The following is a 15520-nucleotide window of genomic DNA, read 5'->3' on the forward strand; positions in this document are numbered from 1 at the left end:
GCTCCAGTCCCCTTAAGACTGCAAGACGTCTGCAAGGCGTTCAAGACGGCCGCGTACGCTGCCATCAATGACCATATCACCCGAACGGATGATTACGCCTGCCATTACAGACTTATCGATTTTGCAATTCAGCTTAACTTTGCGTGACAGACGTTTTTCCATCGCGGCGGTGATTTTCGCAAGCTGTTCGTTACTCAGTTCAGTCGCAGAAGTCACTTCAACTTCAGCGGTTGCTTCACTAAGGGCACGTAAGTGCTCAAACTGCTCGAGAACATCCGGGAGCACACGGAGACGACCATTTTCTGCCATGACCTTAATCAGGTTCTGGCCGTTGGCATCCAGTTGCTCTCCGCACACGGCGATAAACGACGCGGCGAGAGTTTCAGGTGCTAACGCACCGGAAAGCAACTCAGCCATTTGTTCGTTTTTCGTCACCTCAGCGGCAAACGCCAGCATATCCTGCCAGCGATCGACATTTTGGTGTTCGACAGCAAAGTCAAAAGCTGCTTTGGCGTAGGGGCGAGCTACCGTAACAAATTCAGACATCAGCCCCTCCCTCCTTACAGTTCAGCGACAAGTTTGTCCACGATGTCGCTGTTAGCAGCTTCATCCACGGAACGTTCGATGATCTTCTCGGCGCCAGCAACAGCCAGAATCGCAACCTGCTTACGCAGTTCTTCACGAGCACGTTTACGCTCAGCATCAATTTCTGCCTGAGCCTGTGTCACGATCTTAGTACGTTCCTGTTCTGCTTCAGCTTTGGCTTCGTCCAGGATCTGCGAACGGCGTTTGTTAGCCTGTTCGATGATTACCTGAGCTTCCGCTTTCGCTTTTTTCAGCTGGTCTGTCGCGTTGGCCTGTGCAAGGTCCAAATCTTTCTTAGCGCGTTCTGCAGAAGCCAGACCGTCAGCAATTTCTTTCTGACGTTTTTCGATGGCAGCCATTAAAGGCGGCCATACATACTTCATGCAGAACCAGACAAAGAGAATAAACGCGATGGCCTGGCCGAGGATTGTTGCGTTCATGTTCACAGCACAATACCTCTTTAATTTCTGTGGCTTAGGGTTTTAAAACTACTACTACGCGACAGCAAACATCACGTACAGACCCAGACCTACAGCGATCATTGGGATAGCATCCACCAGACCCATAACGATAAAGAACTGAGTACGCAGCAGAGGAATCAGATCAGGTTGACGCGCTGCGCCTTCCAGGAATTTGCCCCCGAGGATGCCGATACCGATCGCAGCACCGATAGCCGCCAGACCCATCATCACAGCGGCAGCCATGTACAGCAGATCCATATTCAGGTTTTCCATGACAGTCTCCAGTTTGTTTCAATTAAAACGTAGTAGTGTTGGTAAAAAATCAGTGCTCTTCAGACGCCATCGACAGATAGACGATCGTCAGAACCATGAAGATAAAGGCTTGCAGCGTAATGATCAGGATGTGGAAAATGGCCCAAGGCACATTAAGAATCCACTGTGACCACCACGGCAGAAGACCCGCGATCAGAATGAAAATCAGCTCACCCGCATACATGTTGCCGAACAGTCGCAGACCCAGTGAAACAGGTTTGGACAGCAGGCTAACGCCTTCCAGGATCAGGTTGACCGGAATAAACGCCCAGTGGTTGAACGGCTGCAAGGTAAGCTCTTTCACAAAGCCGCTTACGCCTTTCATTTTGATGCTGTAGAAAAGAATCAGGATAAACACGCCCAGCGCCATCGACAGGGTGATGTTCACGTCCGCAGACGGTACAACACGCAGCGCAGGCAGGCCGAAGATGTGCTCGCCGATAAACGGCAGCAGATCGATTGGCAGCAGGTCCATCAGGTTCATCAGGAAGACCCAAACGAACACGGTCAGGGCCAGCGGAGCAATCAGCTTGCTCTTGCCATGGTACATGTCTTTGACGCTGCCATGGACGAAGCCGATGATCATTTCGATGAAAGTCTGGAATTTCCCTGGTACACCGCTGGTCGCTCGTTTAGCAACACCGCGGAACATGGCCAGGAACAGAAGACCCAAAACCACCGAGAAGAACATGGAGTCGATGTTGATCGTCCAGAAGGTGGCCGGGGGGTTATGTGGATCCACCAGCGAGAATGTACGCAGGTCCAGCTGAAGGTTATTCAGATGGTGACCTATGTAATCCTGCGGCGTCATATTTTCTGAAGCCATGATGCCTTTTACCCTTTGTTATTGATTACAGCTGGAGCCAGAACTTGTACCACCAGCACCAAAACCCACGTTGCTATCAGCGGCATGAAGACCACTTTCAAAACCGCCAGCGCCATCACCAGTAGAGCAAAGGTCAGCAACACCTTACACACTTCGCCGAGGGCGAAGGACCAGGCCACGCGGCCTTTGGCGGGTGTATGCGCCTGATGACGCCAGGCAAAAATCATAAACAACACGTTTGGCAGCACAACCGCCAAACCCCCGCACACGGCGGAGATGCCCCAGAAGGGGTCTTTGAGGCTAAACAGCAGTCCACTTGCTATCACAGCCAGAAACTGAATGAACAGAAGCTTACGAGCAACGTTTCTACTCAAGAGCGACACAGACATCACGTTTTTACTCCTGCTCCCTTCGAGGTATGCCGCGTGTCGTATAAAACGTCCTTTAAGGCTCAGAGTCAAGCATCAAAAAGCGGTCAAATTATACGGTGCGCACCCGTGATTTCAAACATTAAGTAGCGAAAAGGTGAATAAATGTTTAAATATTTTCCCCCACCGCTATTTTTTAACTTTCGCTGAAAGCGTCAACCTTCGACCAAAACTGCAAACAGCGCGAAAACGTTGACGATAAAGCGTGCACGAGATCACAAAACACACATTTGCGATAAGGTTGTATTTATCAAAGGCGCAAATCGCGTAAATTTATCTTTATGAAATTAAACGCAAAACGTCGTAACTATTTTCAAAACAGCCCAGTACACAATAAAAACCTTTTATTGACATTCTTAATAAATAATTAACATTGCGTTCTGGTGACTGCCTTCCACTTTTAGCAGACTTATATTTTCACAGATGACTATCTTCACGGTGAATAATAGACGCTACGTTAACCGGAAGAAAAACCTTAGTGAAAAAGAGGTTAAACGCTCACCGGTAAATCCCCGGTAGTTGTGCTGTTTTTTAACATGCCAGGAACAGCACAAATTCCACATTTTTTATTAATTTTTTAAAAATTGTTTGGCTTAATTATCACCAGATGACGTTCCCCATCGAGCTGAGGAATGTTTAATTTCTCGATGGATTCAACAGCAAATCCATCCGGAAGCTGTTCAATCTCATCGCCTGGCAACTGCCCTTTCAGCGCATAGAAGCGGCCGTTCTCTGCGGGTAAGTGCTTGCACCAGCTCACCATATCGTTGAGCGACGCAAAAGCGCGGCTGATAACCCCATCAAACGGCGGCTCTGCCGGGAATTCTTCTACCCTGCTCTGCACGGGCGTGATGTTCTCAAGCTTCAGCTCATGCTGAACCTGACGTAAAAAGCGCACGCGCTTGCCAAGGCTGTCCAGCAGCGTGAAATGGCTTTCCGGGCGAACAATCGACAGCGGAACGCCCGGTAAACCAGGCCCCGTTCCCACGTCGATGAAACGCGCACCTTTCAGCCAGGGGGCAACCACAATGCTATCGAGAATATGGCGTACCAGCATCTCGTTGGGGTCACGTACTGAGGTCAGGTTGTACGCTTTGTTCCATTTGTTCAGCATATCGACATAGGCCACCAGCTGATTTTTCTGGTGATCGGTGAGCGAAATACCTGCCTGATCCAGCAGACGAGAGAGTTTGTTGAGCACGGTGAATACCTGTTGGAAAACTTAGGTGGCGGGTGGCGCTTCGCTTACCCGCCCTACGGGTTCAGTAGGCCCGGTAAGCGCAGCGCCACCGGGCAATGTTCTGGGCATTACGCGCTGCGGCGCAGCATACCCTGTTTTTTCAACCACACCAGCAGAATGGAAATCGCTGCTGGCGTGACGCCGGAGATACGTGAGGCCTGGCCGATCGACACCGGTTTGTGATCGTTCAGCTTGGCGATCACTTCGTTGGAAAGACCCGTCACCTGGCGGTAGTCCAGCATTTCCGGCAGCAGCGTGTTTTCGTTACGCTGCTGTTTTTCGATCTCATCCTGCTGACGCGCGATGTAACCTTCGTACTTCACCTGGATCTCAACCTGCTCTGCCGCTTCAGCATCTTCCAGTCCCGGCGCGAACGCGGTCAGTTTGACCAGGTTCTCGTAGGTGACTTCAGGACGGCGCAGCAGATCTTCCCCGCTGGCTTCACGCGACAGCGGCGCTGTTAAGTGAGCGTTTACTTCGGCAGCGGTTTCCGCCTGCGGATTCACCCAGGTGGTTTTCAGGCGCTGACGTTCCTGTTCAATGCGCTCCAGCTTCTCGTTAAAGCGCGCCCAGCGTTCGTCATCCACCAGACCCAGCTCGCGGCCCATTTCGGTCAGACGCAGGTCGGCGTTATCTTCACGCAGCATCAGGCGATATTCCGCGCGAGAGGTAAACATACGGTACGGTTCTTTGGTACCCAGCGTGCAGAGATCGTCAACCAGCACGCCCAGATACGCCTGAGAACGGCCTGGCGCCCAGCCCTCTTTCTCAGCAGAGAAGCGCGCGGCGTTCAGACCGGCAAGCAGACCCTGCGCAGCCGCTTCTTCGTAACCGGTGGTGCCGTTAATCTGCCCCGCGAAGAACAGACCGTGGATGAATTTGCTTTCCAGGGTTGGCTTCAGGTCACGCGGATCGAAGAAATCGTACTCAATAGCGTAGCCGGGGCGAACGATTTTCGCATTCTCCATCCCCTGCATTGAGCGAACAATTTGCATCTGCACGTCGAACGGCAGGCTGGTGGAGATGCCGTTCGGGTAAATTTCGTTTGAAGTCAGTCCTTCCGGCTCCAGGAAGATCTGGTGCTGGTTACGATCGGCAAAGCGCATCACTTTGTCTTCGATCGACGGACAGTAGCGTGGGCCGATCCCTTCGATCACGCCTGCATACATGGGGCTGCGATCGAGGTTGTTGCGGATCACGTCATGCGTTTTCTCGTTGGTGTGCGTGATGTAGCACGGTACCTGCTGCGGATGTTGCGCCGCATTGCCCATGAACGAGAAGACCGGCATTGGGTTATCGCCGTGCTGTTGCGCCAGCACGCTGAAATCAATGGTGCGCGCATCAATACGCGGCGGCGTACCGGTTTTCAGGCGGCTGACGCGCAGCGGCAGTTCACGCAGACGACGAGACAGTGGAATAGACGGCGGATCGCCAGCACGGCCACCGCTGTAGTTATCCAGACCGATATGAATTTTACCGTCCAGGAATGTACCCACGGTCAGCACCACGGCTTTCGCGCGGAATTTGAGGCCCATCTGGGTCACGGCACCTACGACGCGATCGTTCTCAACGATAAGATCTTCAACTGCCTGTTGGAAGATCATCAGGTTCGGCTGGTTCTCCAGCGCGGTGCGCACAGCCTGACGGTAGAGCACGCGGTCTGCCTGGGCACGAGTCGCCCGAACAGCAGGTCCTTTGCTCGCGTTTAGTATCCTAAACTGGATGCCTGCATGATCGATCGCTTTCGCCATCAGGCCGCCAAGTGCATCCACTTCTTTTACCAGGTGTCCTTTCCCAATGCCGCCAATCGCCGGATTACAGGACATTTGTCCCAGCGTGTCGATATTGTGTGTCAAAAGCAGGGTCTGCTGACCCATACGCGCTGCGGCCATTGCGGCCTCAGTGCCTGCATGACCCCCGCCAATGATGATGACGTCAAAAGGATCCTGATAAAACATGGTGGTCTGCCTCGCGTAAAGCGGTATGAAAATGGATTGAAGCCCGGGCCGTGGATTCTACTCAACTTTAGTCTTTCGAGAAAGCATTGGGATCCTGGGCTATTAAAAAGAAGATCTTTTTATTTAGAGATCTGTTCTATTGTGATCTCTTATTAGGATCGCCAACATGTGTGGATAAGTCCGATCTCATAAAGAAGATCATGCGGTTAGAAAGGATCGTTTGCTGTGAATGATCGGTGATCCTGGACAGTATAAGCTGGGATCAGATCGCGACTTTATACACAGGTCAAAAACCACACTACAGTTATTCTTTGGATAACTACGGGTTAATACGAGCTTTTAACCAGAGTTATCCACATCTGTTCGCGCGATCTTTAATCGTTTTTGAGTAAATTTTTCCATTCCGCGAGCCAGATCTCGGCTGGATCCTCCGGAATGTCATGATCGAGGATGTTGATCTTGAGTGTTTCACCCAGCTGTTTTGCTCCGCAGGAGGTGACAGCGGCTTCAACTTTCTCTATTGCCCCGCAAAAGGTGTCATATTCACGACTGCCGATCCCCACCGCGCCAAAACGGACGTTTGACAGGTCGGGCTGCTGTTCCAGCAGTTCGTCATATAAAGGTTGCAGGTTATCCGGCAGATCGCCCGCGCCGTGCGTGGAGGTGATCAGCAGCCAGACCCCGTCAGCCGGGAGATCTTCAAGCAACGGGCCGTGCAGGGTTTCCGTGGAAAAGCCCGCATCTTCCAGCTTTTCAGCCAGGTGTTCCGCTACGTATTCCGCACCACCAAGGGTGCTGCCGCTGATAAGGGTAATGTCCGCCATTGATCGCTCGCCCAGATAAAGAGACGGCCATTGTACGCTGTGAACGAGCTGGGATCTACCTGTGGAAAATGTGGGAATGAATTTGCCCGATCATGGGCGGATGGTACGCATGATCGGGTTTTGCAGGGAGATCAGAGTCTCGGTGGACTGAATTTCATCGATTGTTTGGATCTTGTTGATAAGTACCTGCTGGAGGGCGTCGATGGATCGACACATGACCTTAATAAAGATGCTGTAGTGCCCGGTGGTGTAATACGCCTCGGTGACCTCATCCAGCGCGTTCAGCTTCGCCAGGGCGGAAGGGTAGTCTTTGGCGCTTTTAAGAATGATGCCGATGAAGCAGCAGACGTCGTAACCCAGATGTTTAGGGCTGACGTCTATGCGTGCGCCGGTAATGATCCCCGCCTGCTTCATCTTCTCTACGCGAACGTGAATGGTTCCCGGGCTGACGCCAAACTGTTTCGCCAGCTCGGCGTAGGCGGTACGGGCATTGGCCATTAACGCCTCCAGGATGCCGCGGTCGAGATTGTCGATCTGATAATTTTCCATAGCTTTTTCTTATGAGGATTAATGAATCACTCTATTCTAGCGTTTAATTTTATCGAATTAAAAGTGAAGCTGGCTTTTTGTTGATGAGTTATTGAATGTGATGCCATTTCTGTTGCTTAATCAATATCAACAGGACGCAGGAGTATAAATAATGAAAACCGCTTACATCGCTAAACAACGCCAGATCAGTTTCGTTAAATCCCATTTTTCACGCCAGCTGGAAGATAAACTTGGGCTAATTGAAGTCCAGGCGCCGATTCTGAGCCGCGTGGGCGACGGGACCCAGGATAACCTGTCTGGATGCGAAAAAGCGGTACAGGTGAAAGTGAAAACACTGCCAGACGCTCAGTTCGAAGTGGTTCATTCCCTGGCGAAGTGGAAGCGTCAAACCCTGGGACAACACGACTTCAGCGCGGGCGAAGGGCTCTACACGCACATGAAAGCCCTTCGCCCCGATGAAGACCGTCTCACCCCAATTCACTCTGTCTATGTTGACCAGTGGGACTGGGAGCGCGTAATGGGTGACGGCGAGCGTCACGTTGGCACGCTGAAATCTACCGTTGAGGCGATCTACGCCGGGATCAAAGCGACCGAAGCAGCCGTAAGCAAAGAGTTTGGTCTGGCACCGTTCCTGCCGGATACGATCCACTTTGTACACAGCCAGGAATTGCTGAGCCGCTACCCGGATCTGGACGCTAAAGGCCGTGAGCGTGCGATCGCCAAAGAGCTGGGCGCGGTATTTCTGATTGGGATCGGCGGAAAACTGTCTGATGGCAAACGCCACGACGTTCGCGCGCCGGATTATGATGACTGGAGCACTGTGGGTGAGGGCGAATTTGCCGGGCTGAACGGCGATATTCTGGTGTGGAACCCGGTACTGGAAGACGCATTCGAGCTTTCTTCTATGGGGATCCGCGTGGATGCTGACGCGCTTAAGCGCCAGCTGGCGGTCACCGGTGATGAAGATCGTCTCAAACTCGAGTGGCACCAGGCGCTGCTGCGCGGTGAAATGCCTCAGACGATCGGCGGCGGTATCGGCCAGTCCCGTCTGACCATGCTGCTGCTGCAATTACCCCATATCGGTCAGGTCCAGTGTGGCGTCTGGCCGCAGCAGGTACGTGAAAGCGTTGGCTCTCTTCTGTAATTAACGCCGCCAGCGTCTGAGCAGGCGGCTACGCAGCCCGGTATCGAAGCGCCAGATATGATCGAAGATGCGCATGATGCCGGGTTTTCCATGGGCGGACATCGCCACCGCGTGAAAACGGTGCTGATGCACTCGCTGTAATTCCTTCACCTTATTCACCACGTCATCCGGCAGTCGCTGGGCAATAAAATCGGAAATCACCACTGCGTCAGCGTCGTACCAGTCGCCGCCCTGCATACGCTCCACAATGCTACGAAAGCAGCTGGCCAGATCCGTGCCGCCGCGAAAACGCTGGCTCAGGAAGCGGATTGCCTGCTCGATACCCTGCTGGTTCGTCAGCTCATAGCCCACAACCTCGCTGGAGAACAACATGATGAAGCAGCGACGACGATCGGCGAGCGCCACGCGCATCAGCGCCAGACAGAATGCCTTTGCACACTGCTCGTTAAACCCGCCCATCGATCCGGACGTATCCACGCAAACAATGAATGGCCCGCGCGGCTGCTCATCAAAGTCCTGATGGACCACCGGCCGTTGGCTGACTTTCTCGCGCCAGGCTTCGCCGTGCAGTCGGTAGGTGAGAAGCTGTTTTTCCACCAGCCGACGATAGAACTCATACTCCAGCTCGGTCATCCCCAGCGTGCTCAGCTCGGTCGGCAGCAGACGTAAGATGTCGTCGCTTTGCTGCAATCCATCCACCTGTTCCGGTACAGTGGCCGGTTCGCGCACCAGGGTGCGGAAGGTTTCCATCGGGGCATCTTTCTTTGGGACCGACTTTGCCTCCCTTGAGCGGCCCAGCTGTTCTGCAAGCTTCATCAGCTCCGGCTGCTGCGTTAGAAAGTCGCCGTACTTGACGATCAGCTGGTAGTCACCGCGCTTCAACTGCCCGGCGCTCATGTCCCACAGACGTCCGGCGGCGTTTTCATTTTCTACCAGCACCTCTTCAAGCTGGCCGCTCAGCGTCATACGCTCCTGAACTTCGCTAAGCAGCTGTTCACGCTCTTCATCCAGCAGCTGCTGGTTAAGGGTTGTGGCCTGAACGACCAGGCTCAGCCGCCAGCGCTGTAAAAACAGGGTATGCAGCGCCGGAGTAAAGGTGGCGTTATCCGTCACCAGCGCCCGCGCCTGGCCGGCAAACGGAGAGTGGACTTTATCAAGCAGCGTAAGGGTTTGCGGTAGATGGACGATAAACTGCGGTGTCGACAGCCGTTGGCACTGCTGATAGCTGGCGACCTCCTCCGTCAATTCAGGCGGGACTTCCGTCTCCTTAAACCGCTGGTGAAGGTTATCGCGCCAGCGTGGGAGATCGTCGGTCATCGCTTTTTTGAGCTTCGGGAATTTTTCAAAAAACGCCGCCAGCTGCGGCGATGCCAGAAGGGTAATGACCACTTCTTCGATCAACCCCTCCTCGCTGACGGCCAGCATGACGTTAAGCGTATCCAGCGTTAGCATTGACGCGCCTGTTTGATCTGCGCGCTGACGTCCTGCAGGCTGGCTTCGATACGACCTAACCAGTCGCTATGAATAAAGAGGCATTTTTGCTGATCGCTGAAGCGGGTGTGCTGCTGGTGCCATTCCGTATCCAGCGCTTCCAGCTGCTGCTTAATCTCTTCGGGGACGCTGTCAGAAGCGGTTCCCGGCAGCGCCAGACGCGATCCCTGCAGGCTGACGTCGCGGATCACCAGATGCTGGCTGCTGTCCACTTCCATCGTCAGCGGCTGCGCGAAACCAATGCCGTTGAGCTTGCCGCGGATCTCACCGCCCTTATCCAGCCACTGCGCCAGCGCCTCGCGCTCAATCGTAATGTGTACCACCTGCATATCATGCAGTTTGAGCGGCTGCTGGAGCAGCAGCGTGAGCGTTGTGCCGGTCAGATCGGCAGGAAGCTCGTAGTGCGGTTTGCGGGCGAACATGCCCCCGAGGCGATTCACTTTCAGCGCGGTTTTATCACTTTGCTGCTGTTGAAGCTGGATGCGCCGCTGGGCAATCGCCCCCAGCTGGTTGAGCATCGCCTGCTGTCCCCAGGCGTGCCCGGTCATCAAAACGTCAAGCTGCTGCTGCATCAGGTTCATGCCTTCTGCATCATGCCAGAGGCAGTCTTTGAGCAGGATCAGGTCGATTGGCGCAACGGCGTCACGCCCGCTGAACAAGGCGCTGGCCTGCAGCAGACGGATCGCTTTTTTCCAGCGGCGATCGGAAACATAGGGCGCAGAAGGGAGGAGATCGAGCTGCTGGCGCAGCAGATAGATCAGCTCGAATACGGCGTCAGGCAGTTTAATTTTGCTGATATCCTGCTGCCACTGGTGATACTCCTCATCGGTGACCTGTAGCGAAGCAGGCACCGGATTTTCGTTCTCATCCTGCTGGCTTATCAGCAGGGAGCGGAAATTGGATTTATCCTGCACTTTGTCCAGCCACAGGCGGATCAGCATACGGTCATACAGCGCTTCCAGACTGCTGTCGGCTTCAGGCAGTTCGTTAGAGGCGGCCACCAGCAGGCGCATCGGGATTTTCTCTTCACTGGCGCCGTTACGGAACCGACGTTCATTTATCGCCGTGAGCAAGGTGTTCAGAATAGCCGGTCCCGCTTTCCAGATCTCATCAAGAAAAACAATCTCAGCCTCCGGAAGATACCCTTCTGTCAGACGCTGATAGCGCCCCTCATCTTTCAATGCCTGAATAGAAAGCGGGCCAAAAACTTCTTCTGGGGTGGAAAACCGGGTCATGAGATATTCGAAGGCGCGGGCGTTCTGAAAAGCAAATTTTAGCCGGCGGGCGATCAGGCTTTTGGCAATGCCCGGTGGTCCCAGTAAAAACACGCTTTCACCGCTCAGCGCCGCCAGTAAACAGAGGCGAATGGCGTGGCTACGCTCGAAAAGGCCTTTCTCCAGCGCGCTGCTGAGGCGGGAAATTCTTTCTGCTAATAAATGTGAGTGAGCCATAATAGTTTTGCATCCTTTCGCCGTCGTGGCGGCCAATTGAAGCGAGTATAGACGTTTCAGTCAGGGCTGGTAATAGACTGAAGTGCGGCGCAATTTTCTTTGCGCTACATTAATGCGGTTGCATTTAGGGGTACGATTTTGCAATGAATCGTGCATACTGTGCGCTTTTTGTGGGCCAAGGGACCGGGAACACATTTGTTATTTAAACGAAAAGACTAGTCTATGAGCACTGATAATAAGCAATCATTACCCGCAATAACGCTTGCGGCGATCGGGGTTGTCTACGGTGATATCGGCACCAGCCCGCTTTATACGCTTCGTGAATGTCTGTCCGGCCAGTTTGGCTTTGGTGTTGAACGCGATGCCGTGTTTGGCTTCCTGTCCCTCATTTTCTGGCTGCTGATCCTGGTGGTTTCCGTTAAATATCTCTCCTTCGTTATGCGTGCTGATAACGCAGGTGAAGGTGGGATCCTGACCCTGATGTCCCTTGCCGGGCGCAATACCTCGGCCAGAATGACCTCAGTGCTGGTCATTATCGGCCTGATTGGCGGCAGTTTCTTCTACGGGGAAGTGGTGATAACGCCGGCTATCTCGGTGCTGTCGGCGATAGAGGGGCTGGAGATTATCGCGCCACAGCTCGATACGTGGGTGGTTCCGCTGGCCATTATTGTCCTGACGCTGCTGTTCATGATCCAGAAGCACGGTACTGGGCTGGTGGGCAAACTGTTTGCACCGATTATGCTGGCCTGGTTCCTGATCCTGGCGGCGCTTGGCTTGCGCAGCATTATCGCGAACCCGGAAGTGCTGCATGCGCTGAACCCTTACTGGGCCGTGCATTTCTTCCTCGAATACAAAGTGGTTTCCTTCGTGGCGCTGGGGGCCGTCGTGCTCTCCATCACCGGTGTGGAAGCGCTGTATGCTGACATGGGCCACTTCGGGAAACTGCCTATCCGCGTGGCATGGTTTATTGTGGTGCTCCCGTCGCTGGTGCTGAACTACTTCGGTCAGGGTGCGCTGTTGCTTAAAAACCCGGAAGCGATCAAGAACCCGTTCTTCCTGCTGGCGCCTGACTGGGCGCTGGTGCCGATGCTGATTCTGGCGACGCTGGCGACCGTCATTGCCTCCCAGGCGGTGATTTCCGGCGTGTTTTCTCTGACGCGCCAGGCCGTGCGTCTGGGCTATCTCTCACCGATGCGCATCATCCATACCTCAGAGATGGAGTCGGGTCAGATTTACATCCCGTTCATTAACTGGCTGCTCTATTTTGCTGTTGTCATTGTTATCGTCAGCTTCGAGCACTCCAGTAACCTGGCGGCGGCGTACGGTATTGCCGTAACCGGTACGATGGTGCTGACATCGCTTCTCTCCACCACGGTGGCGTACCGAAACTGGCACTGGAATAAATTCCTCGTGGCGATGATTCTGGTGGGCTTCCTGTGCATCGACGTGCCGCTGTTCTCTGCGAACCTCGACAAAATTGTCTCCGGTGGCTGGCTGCCGCTGACGCTGGGTCTGGTGATGTTCATTGTCATGACCACCTGGAAAAGCGAGCGTTTCCGCCTGCTGCGCCGCATGCATGAGCACGGGAACTCTCTGGAGGCGATGATCGCTTCTCTGGAGAAATCCCCGCCGGTTCGCGTGCCGGGGACCGCGGTATATATGTCGCGCGCGCTGAATGTCATTCCGTTCGCGCTGATGCATAACCTCAAGCACAATAAAGTCCTGCACGAGCGCGTGATCCTGCTGACGCTGCGCACCGAAGATGCGCCGTATGTTCATAACGTCCGTCGCGTGCAGATTGAGCAGCTGTCGCCGACCTTCTGGCGCGTGGTGGCAAGCTACGGCTGGCGTGAAACGCCAAACGTGGAAGAGGTGTTCCACCGCTGCGGCCTGGAAGGGCTGAGCTGCCGGATGATGGAGACGTCGTTCTTTATGTCGCACGAGTCGCTGATCATCGGCAAGCGCCCGTGGTATCTGCGCCTGCGCGGCAAGCTTTACCTCATCCTGCAGCGTAACGCCCTGCGTGCGCCAGACCAGTTTGAGATCCCGCCTAACCGCGTGATTGAGCTGGGAACGCAGGTCGAGATCTAAGTCTTTGTGCGGCCTGATGCCCTCACCCCGACCCTCTCCCACAGGGAGAGGGCGCAAACATAAAAAACGGTAACCTTGGGGTTACCGTTTTGCATTTACCTCCACTCCATTTCACTTAGCGAAACGTTTCGACGTCGATCACAAATCTGTTACGTCATGATGGTTTTCTGAACATTTCTGGCGCTACACTACTTTTAGCGAAACGTTTCGCTAGTGGAGCAAGAAAATGAAGAAAGGCACTGTACTCAACTCAGAAATCTCATCGGTTATTTCCCGTCTTGGGCATACCGATACGCTGGTGGTTTGCGATGCAGGCTTACCGGTTCCGCGCAGCACAACCCGTATTGATATGGCGTTAACGCAGGGTGTTCCTTCGTTTATGCAGGTACTGGAAGTCGTGACCGCGGAGATGCAGGTTGAGGCGGCCATTCTCGCGGCGGAAATCAAACAACATAATCCGCAACTCCACGAAACGTTGCTCAGCCACATTGAGCAACTGCAACAACACCAGGGAAACACCATAGAAATTCGTTACACAACGCACGAGCAGTTCAAACAACAAACCGCAGACAGTCAGGCGGTGATTCGCAGCGGGGAGTGTTCCCCGTATGCGAATATCATTCTCTGTGCTGGCGTCACCTTCTGAGGCCACCATGGACGCATTACTGCAGCTTAAAGGGATCGATAAGTCGTTCCCGGGCGTAAAAGCCCTCTCCGGTGCGGCACTGAACGTTTACGCCGGGCGCGTGATGGCGCTGGTGGGCGAAAACGGTGCCGGCAAATCCACCATGATGAAAGTGCTGACCGGTATCTATCAACGCGATGCCGGTTCACTCGTCTGGCTGGGTAAAGAGACCACCTTCAATGGCCCAAAATCCTCTCAGGAAGCGGGCATCGGTATTATTCACCAGGAGCTGAACCTCATCCCGCAGCTCACCATTGCGGAAAACATCTTCCTCGGCCGCGAGTTTGTTAACCGGTTCGGCAAAATCGACTGGAAAACCATGTATGCCGAAGCGGACAAGCTGCTGGCGAAGCTGAACCTGCGCTTTAAGAGCGACCGTCTGGTAGGCGATCTCTCCATTGGCGATCAGCAGATGGTGGAAATTGCGAAGGTGCTGAGCTTTGAGTCGAAGGTCATCATTATGGATGAACCGACCGACGCCCTGACCGATACCGAAACCGAATCCCTGTTCCGTGTGATCCGCGAGCTGAAGTCGCAGGGGCGCGGGATTGTCTATATCTCTCACCGAATGAAAGAGATCTTCGAAATCTGCGATGACGTCACCGTCTTCCGCGACGGGCAGTTTATTGCCGAGCGCGAAGTGGCCACGCTGACCGAAGATACGCTCATCGAAATGATGGTGGGACGTAAGCTCGAAGATCAGTATCCGCATCTGGAGAAAGCGCCGGGTGAGATCCGCCTGAAGGTGGACAACCTCTGTGGTCCGGGTGTGAACGACGTGACCTTTACCCTACGCCAGGGCGAGATCCTGGGCGTGGCGGGCCTGATGGGTGCGGGCCGTACCGAGCTGATGAAAGTGTTGTACGGCGCACTGCCGCGCACCAGCGGTTATGTCACCCTCGACGGTCATGAAGTGGTCACCCGCTCTCCGCAGGATGGTCTGGCGAACGGCATCGTCTATATCTCTGAAGACCGCAAACGCGACGGCCTGGTGCTGGGGATGTCGGTAAAAGAGAACATGTCCCTGACCGCGCTGCGCTATTTCAGCCGTAGCGGTGGCAGCCTGAAGCATAAAGATGAGCAGCAGGCGGTCAGCGATTTTATTCGCCTCTTTAACGTCAAAACCCCGTCGATGGAGCAGGCGATTGGCCTGTTGTCCGGTGGTAATCAGCAGAAAGTAGCCATTGCGCGCGGGCTGATGACGCGCCCGAAAGTGCTGATCCTCGACGAGCCAACCCGCGGCGTGGACGTGGGCGCGAAGAAAGAGATCTATCAGCTGATTAACCAGTTCAAGGCCGACGGCCTGAGCATCATTCTGGTCTCTTCCGAGATGCCAGAAGTATTAGGCATGAGCGATCGCATTATCGTCATGCATGAAGGGCATCTCGGCGGTGAATTCACTCGCGAGCAGGCCACCCAGGAAGTTCTGATGGCTGCCGCTGTGGGCAAGCTTAATCGCGTGAATCAGGAGTAAG

At 54.2% G+C, this 15520-nt stretch carries 15 protein-coding genes; 4 read left to right on the plus strand and 11 right to left on the minus strand.

The features are described 5' to 3' along the window. Positions 1-12: 12 nt before the first annotated feature. From atpH to asnC, 9 genes are all read right to left on the minus strand, one after another. Positions 13-546, minus strand: a complete 534-nt coding sequence (atpH, locus tag V4835_RS23685; protein WP_023309790.1) for a F0F1 ATP synthase subunit delta — start codon at positions 544-546, stop codon at positions 13-15. A gap of 14 nt (positions 547-560) precedes the next feature. After that, the gene (atpF, locus tag V4835_RS23690) at positions 561-1031 is read right to left on the minus strand and encodes a F0F1 ATP synthase subunit B (protein WP_014072436.1); all 471 of its coding nucleotides are present in this window, start codon (positions 1029-1031) and stop codon (positions 561-563) included. A 48-nt stretch (positions 1032-1079) separates the two neighbouring features. Continuing rightward, a complete protein-coding gene (gene atpE, locus V4835_RS23695; protein WP_000429386.1) occupies positions 1080-1319 on the minus strand; it encodes a F0F1 ATP synthase subunit C in 240 nt (79 codons plus the stop codon). Positions 1320-1368: 49 nt separating this feature from the next. Continuing rightward, complete coding sequence (gene atpB / locus V4835_RS23700) at positions 1369-2184, minus strand: F0F1 ATP synthase subunit A (protein WP_023309789.1); 816 nt, start codon at positions 2182-2184, stop codon at positions 1369-1371. An 8-nt stretch (positions 2185-2192) separates the two neighbouring features. Next, entirely contained in the window at positions 2193-2573 is a 381-nt protein-coding gene (atpI, locus tag V4835_RS23705; RefSeq protein ID WP_008500194.1) for a F0F1 ATP synthase subunit I, read from the minus strand. Positions 2574-3189: 616 nt separating this feature from the next. Continuing rightward, positions 3190-3813, minus strand: coding sequence for a 16S rRNA (guanine(527)-N(7))-methyltransferase RsmG (rsmG, locus tag V4835_RS23710; RefSeq protein WP_063145556.1), 624 nt, complete (start codon positions 3811-3813; stop codon positions 3190-3192). A 107-nt stretch (positions 3814-3920) separates the two neighbouring features. After that, on the minus strand, positions 3921-5810 hold the full coding sequence (mnmG, locus tag V4835_RS23715; protein ID WP_014072433.1) for a tRNA uridine-5-carboxymethylaminomethyl(34) synthesis enzyme MnmG: 1890 nt from the start codon (positions 5808-5810) through the stop codon (positions 3921-3923). 374 nt (positions 5811-6184) lie between these two features. Next, positions 6185-6634, minus strand: a complete 450-nt coding sequence (mioC, locus tag V4835_RS23720; protein ID WP_063145557.1) for an FMN-binding protein MioC — start codon at positions 6632-6634, stop codon at positions 6185-6187. Positions 6635-6724: 90 nt separating this feature from the next. Beyond that, positions 6725-7183 carry a transcriptional regulator AsnC gene (asnC, locus tag V4835_RS23725; protein WP_023333916.1) on the minus strand — a complete coding sequence of 153 codons (459 nt, stop codon included), beginning with the start codon at positions 7181-7183 and terminating at the stop codon, positions 6725-6727. Positions 7184-7334: 151 nt separating this feature from the next. Between asnC and asnA the strand changes: the two genes are divergently transcribed. After that, complete coding sequence (asnA, locus tag V4835_RS23730; RefSeq protein WP_063145559.1) at positions 7335-8327, plus strand: aspartate--ammonia ligase; 993 nt, start codon at positions 7335-7337, stop codon at positions 8325-8327. Here asnA and viaA read toward each other — a convergent pair whose 3' ends face one another. Together viaA and ravA are read right to left on the minus strand one after the other, a co-directional pair. Next, positions 8328-9779, minus strand: a complete 1452-nt coding sequence (gene viaA / locus V4835_RS23735; RefSeq protein ID WP_331413976.1) for an ATPase RavA stimulator ViaA — start codon at positions 9777-9779, stop codon at positions 8328-8330. Beyond that, the gene (gene ravA / locus V4835_RS23740) at positions 9773-11269 is read right to left on the minus strand and encodes an ATPase RavA (protein ID WP_331413978.1); all 1497 of its coding nucleotides are present in this window, start codon (positions 11267-11269) and stop codon (positions 9773-9775) included. Before ravA ends, viaA begins: the two co-directional genes overlap by 7 nt. A 222-nt stretch (positions 11270-11491) precedes the next feature. Between ravA and kup the strand changes: the two genes are divergently transcribed. The 3 genes from kup to rbsA all read left to right on the plus strand — a co-directional run bounded on the left by kup (position 11492) and on the right by rbsA (position 15519). Further along, on the plus strand, positions 11492-13360 hold the full coding sequence (kup, locus tag V4835_RS23745) for a low affinity potassium transporter Kup (protein ID WP_063145562.1): 1869 nt from the start codon (positions 11492-11494) through the stop codon (positions 13358-13360). A gap of 226 nt (positions 13361-13586) precedes the next feature. After that, positions 13587-14006 carry a D-ribose pyranase gene (gene rbsD, locus V4835_RS23750; RefSeq protein WP_003862392.1) on the plus strand — a complete coding sequence of 140 codons (420 nt, stop codon included), beginning with the start codon at positions 13587-13589 and terminating at the stop codon, positions 14004-14006. 7 nt (positions 14007-14013) lie between these two features. Next, entirely contained in the window at positions 14014-15519 is a 1506-nt protein-coding gene (gene rbsA / locus V4835_RS23755) for a ribose ABC transporter ATP-binding protein RbsA (RefSeq protein WP_063145563.1), read from the plus strand. The last annotated feature ends 1 nt before the right edge of the window (position 15520 follow it).

The organism is Enterobacter cloacae complex sp. CARB60 (assembly GCF_036487345.1).
GTDB classification, from domain to species: Bacteria; Pseudomonadota; Gammaproteobacteria; order Enterobacterales; family Enterobacteriaceae; genus Enterobacter; species Enterobacter asburiae_D.

Bases quoted from the DNA above. Each gene is read 5' to 3' on its own strand.
- mioC (WP_063145557.1), bottom strand. From the start codon at position 6,634: ATGGCGGACATTACCCTTATCAGCGGCAGCACCCTTGGTGGTGCGGAA.
- viaA (WP_331413976.1), bottom strand. From the start codon at position 9,779: ATGCTAACGCTGGATACGCTTAACGTCATGCTGGCCGTCAGCGAGGAG.
- rbsA (WP_063145563.1), top strand. From the start codon at position 14,014: ATGGACGCATTACTGCAGCTTAAAGGGATCGATAAGTCGTTCCCGGGC.
- atpI (WP_008500194.1), bottom strand. From the start codon at position 2,573: ATGTCTGTGTCGCTCTTGAGTAGAAACGTTGCTCGTAAGCTTCTGTTC.
- atpH (WP_023309790.1), bottom strand. From the start codon at position 546: ATGTCTGAATTTGTTACGGTAGCTCGCCCCTACGCCAAAGCAGCTTTT.
- ravA (WP_331413978.1), bottom strand. From the start codon at position 11,269: ATGGCTCACTCACATTTATTAGCAGAAAGAATTTCCCGCCTCAGCAGC.
- asnA (WP_063145559.1), top strand. From the start codon at position 7,335: ATGAAAACCGCTTACATCGCTAAACAACGCCAGATCAGTTTCGTTAAA.
- mnmG (WP_014072433.1), bottom strand. From the start codon at position 5,810: ATGTTTTATCAGGATCCTTTTGACGTCATCATCATTGGCGGGGGTCAT.
- atpB (WP_023309789.1), bottom strand. From the start codon at position 2,184: ATGGCTTCAGAAAATATGACGCCGCAGGATTACATAGGTCACCATCTG.
- asnC (WP_023333916.1), bottom strand. From the start codon at position 7,183: ATGGAAAATTATCAGATCGACAATCTCGACCGCGGCATCCTGGAGGCG.
- atpE (WP_000429386.1), bottom strand. From the start codon at position 1,319: ATGGAAAACCTGAATATGGATCTGCTGTACATGGCTGCCGCTGTGATG.
- rbsD (WP_003862392.1), top strand. From the start codon at position 13,587: ATGAAGAAAGGCACTGTACTCAACTCAGAAATCTCATCGGTTATTTCC.
- kup (WP_063145562.1), top strand. From the start codon at position 11,492: ATGAGCACTGATAATAAGCAATCATTACCCGCAATAACGCTTGCGGCG.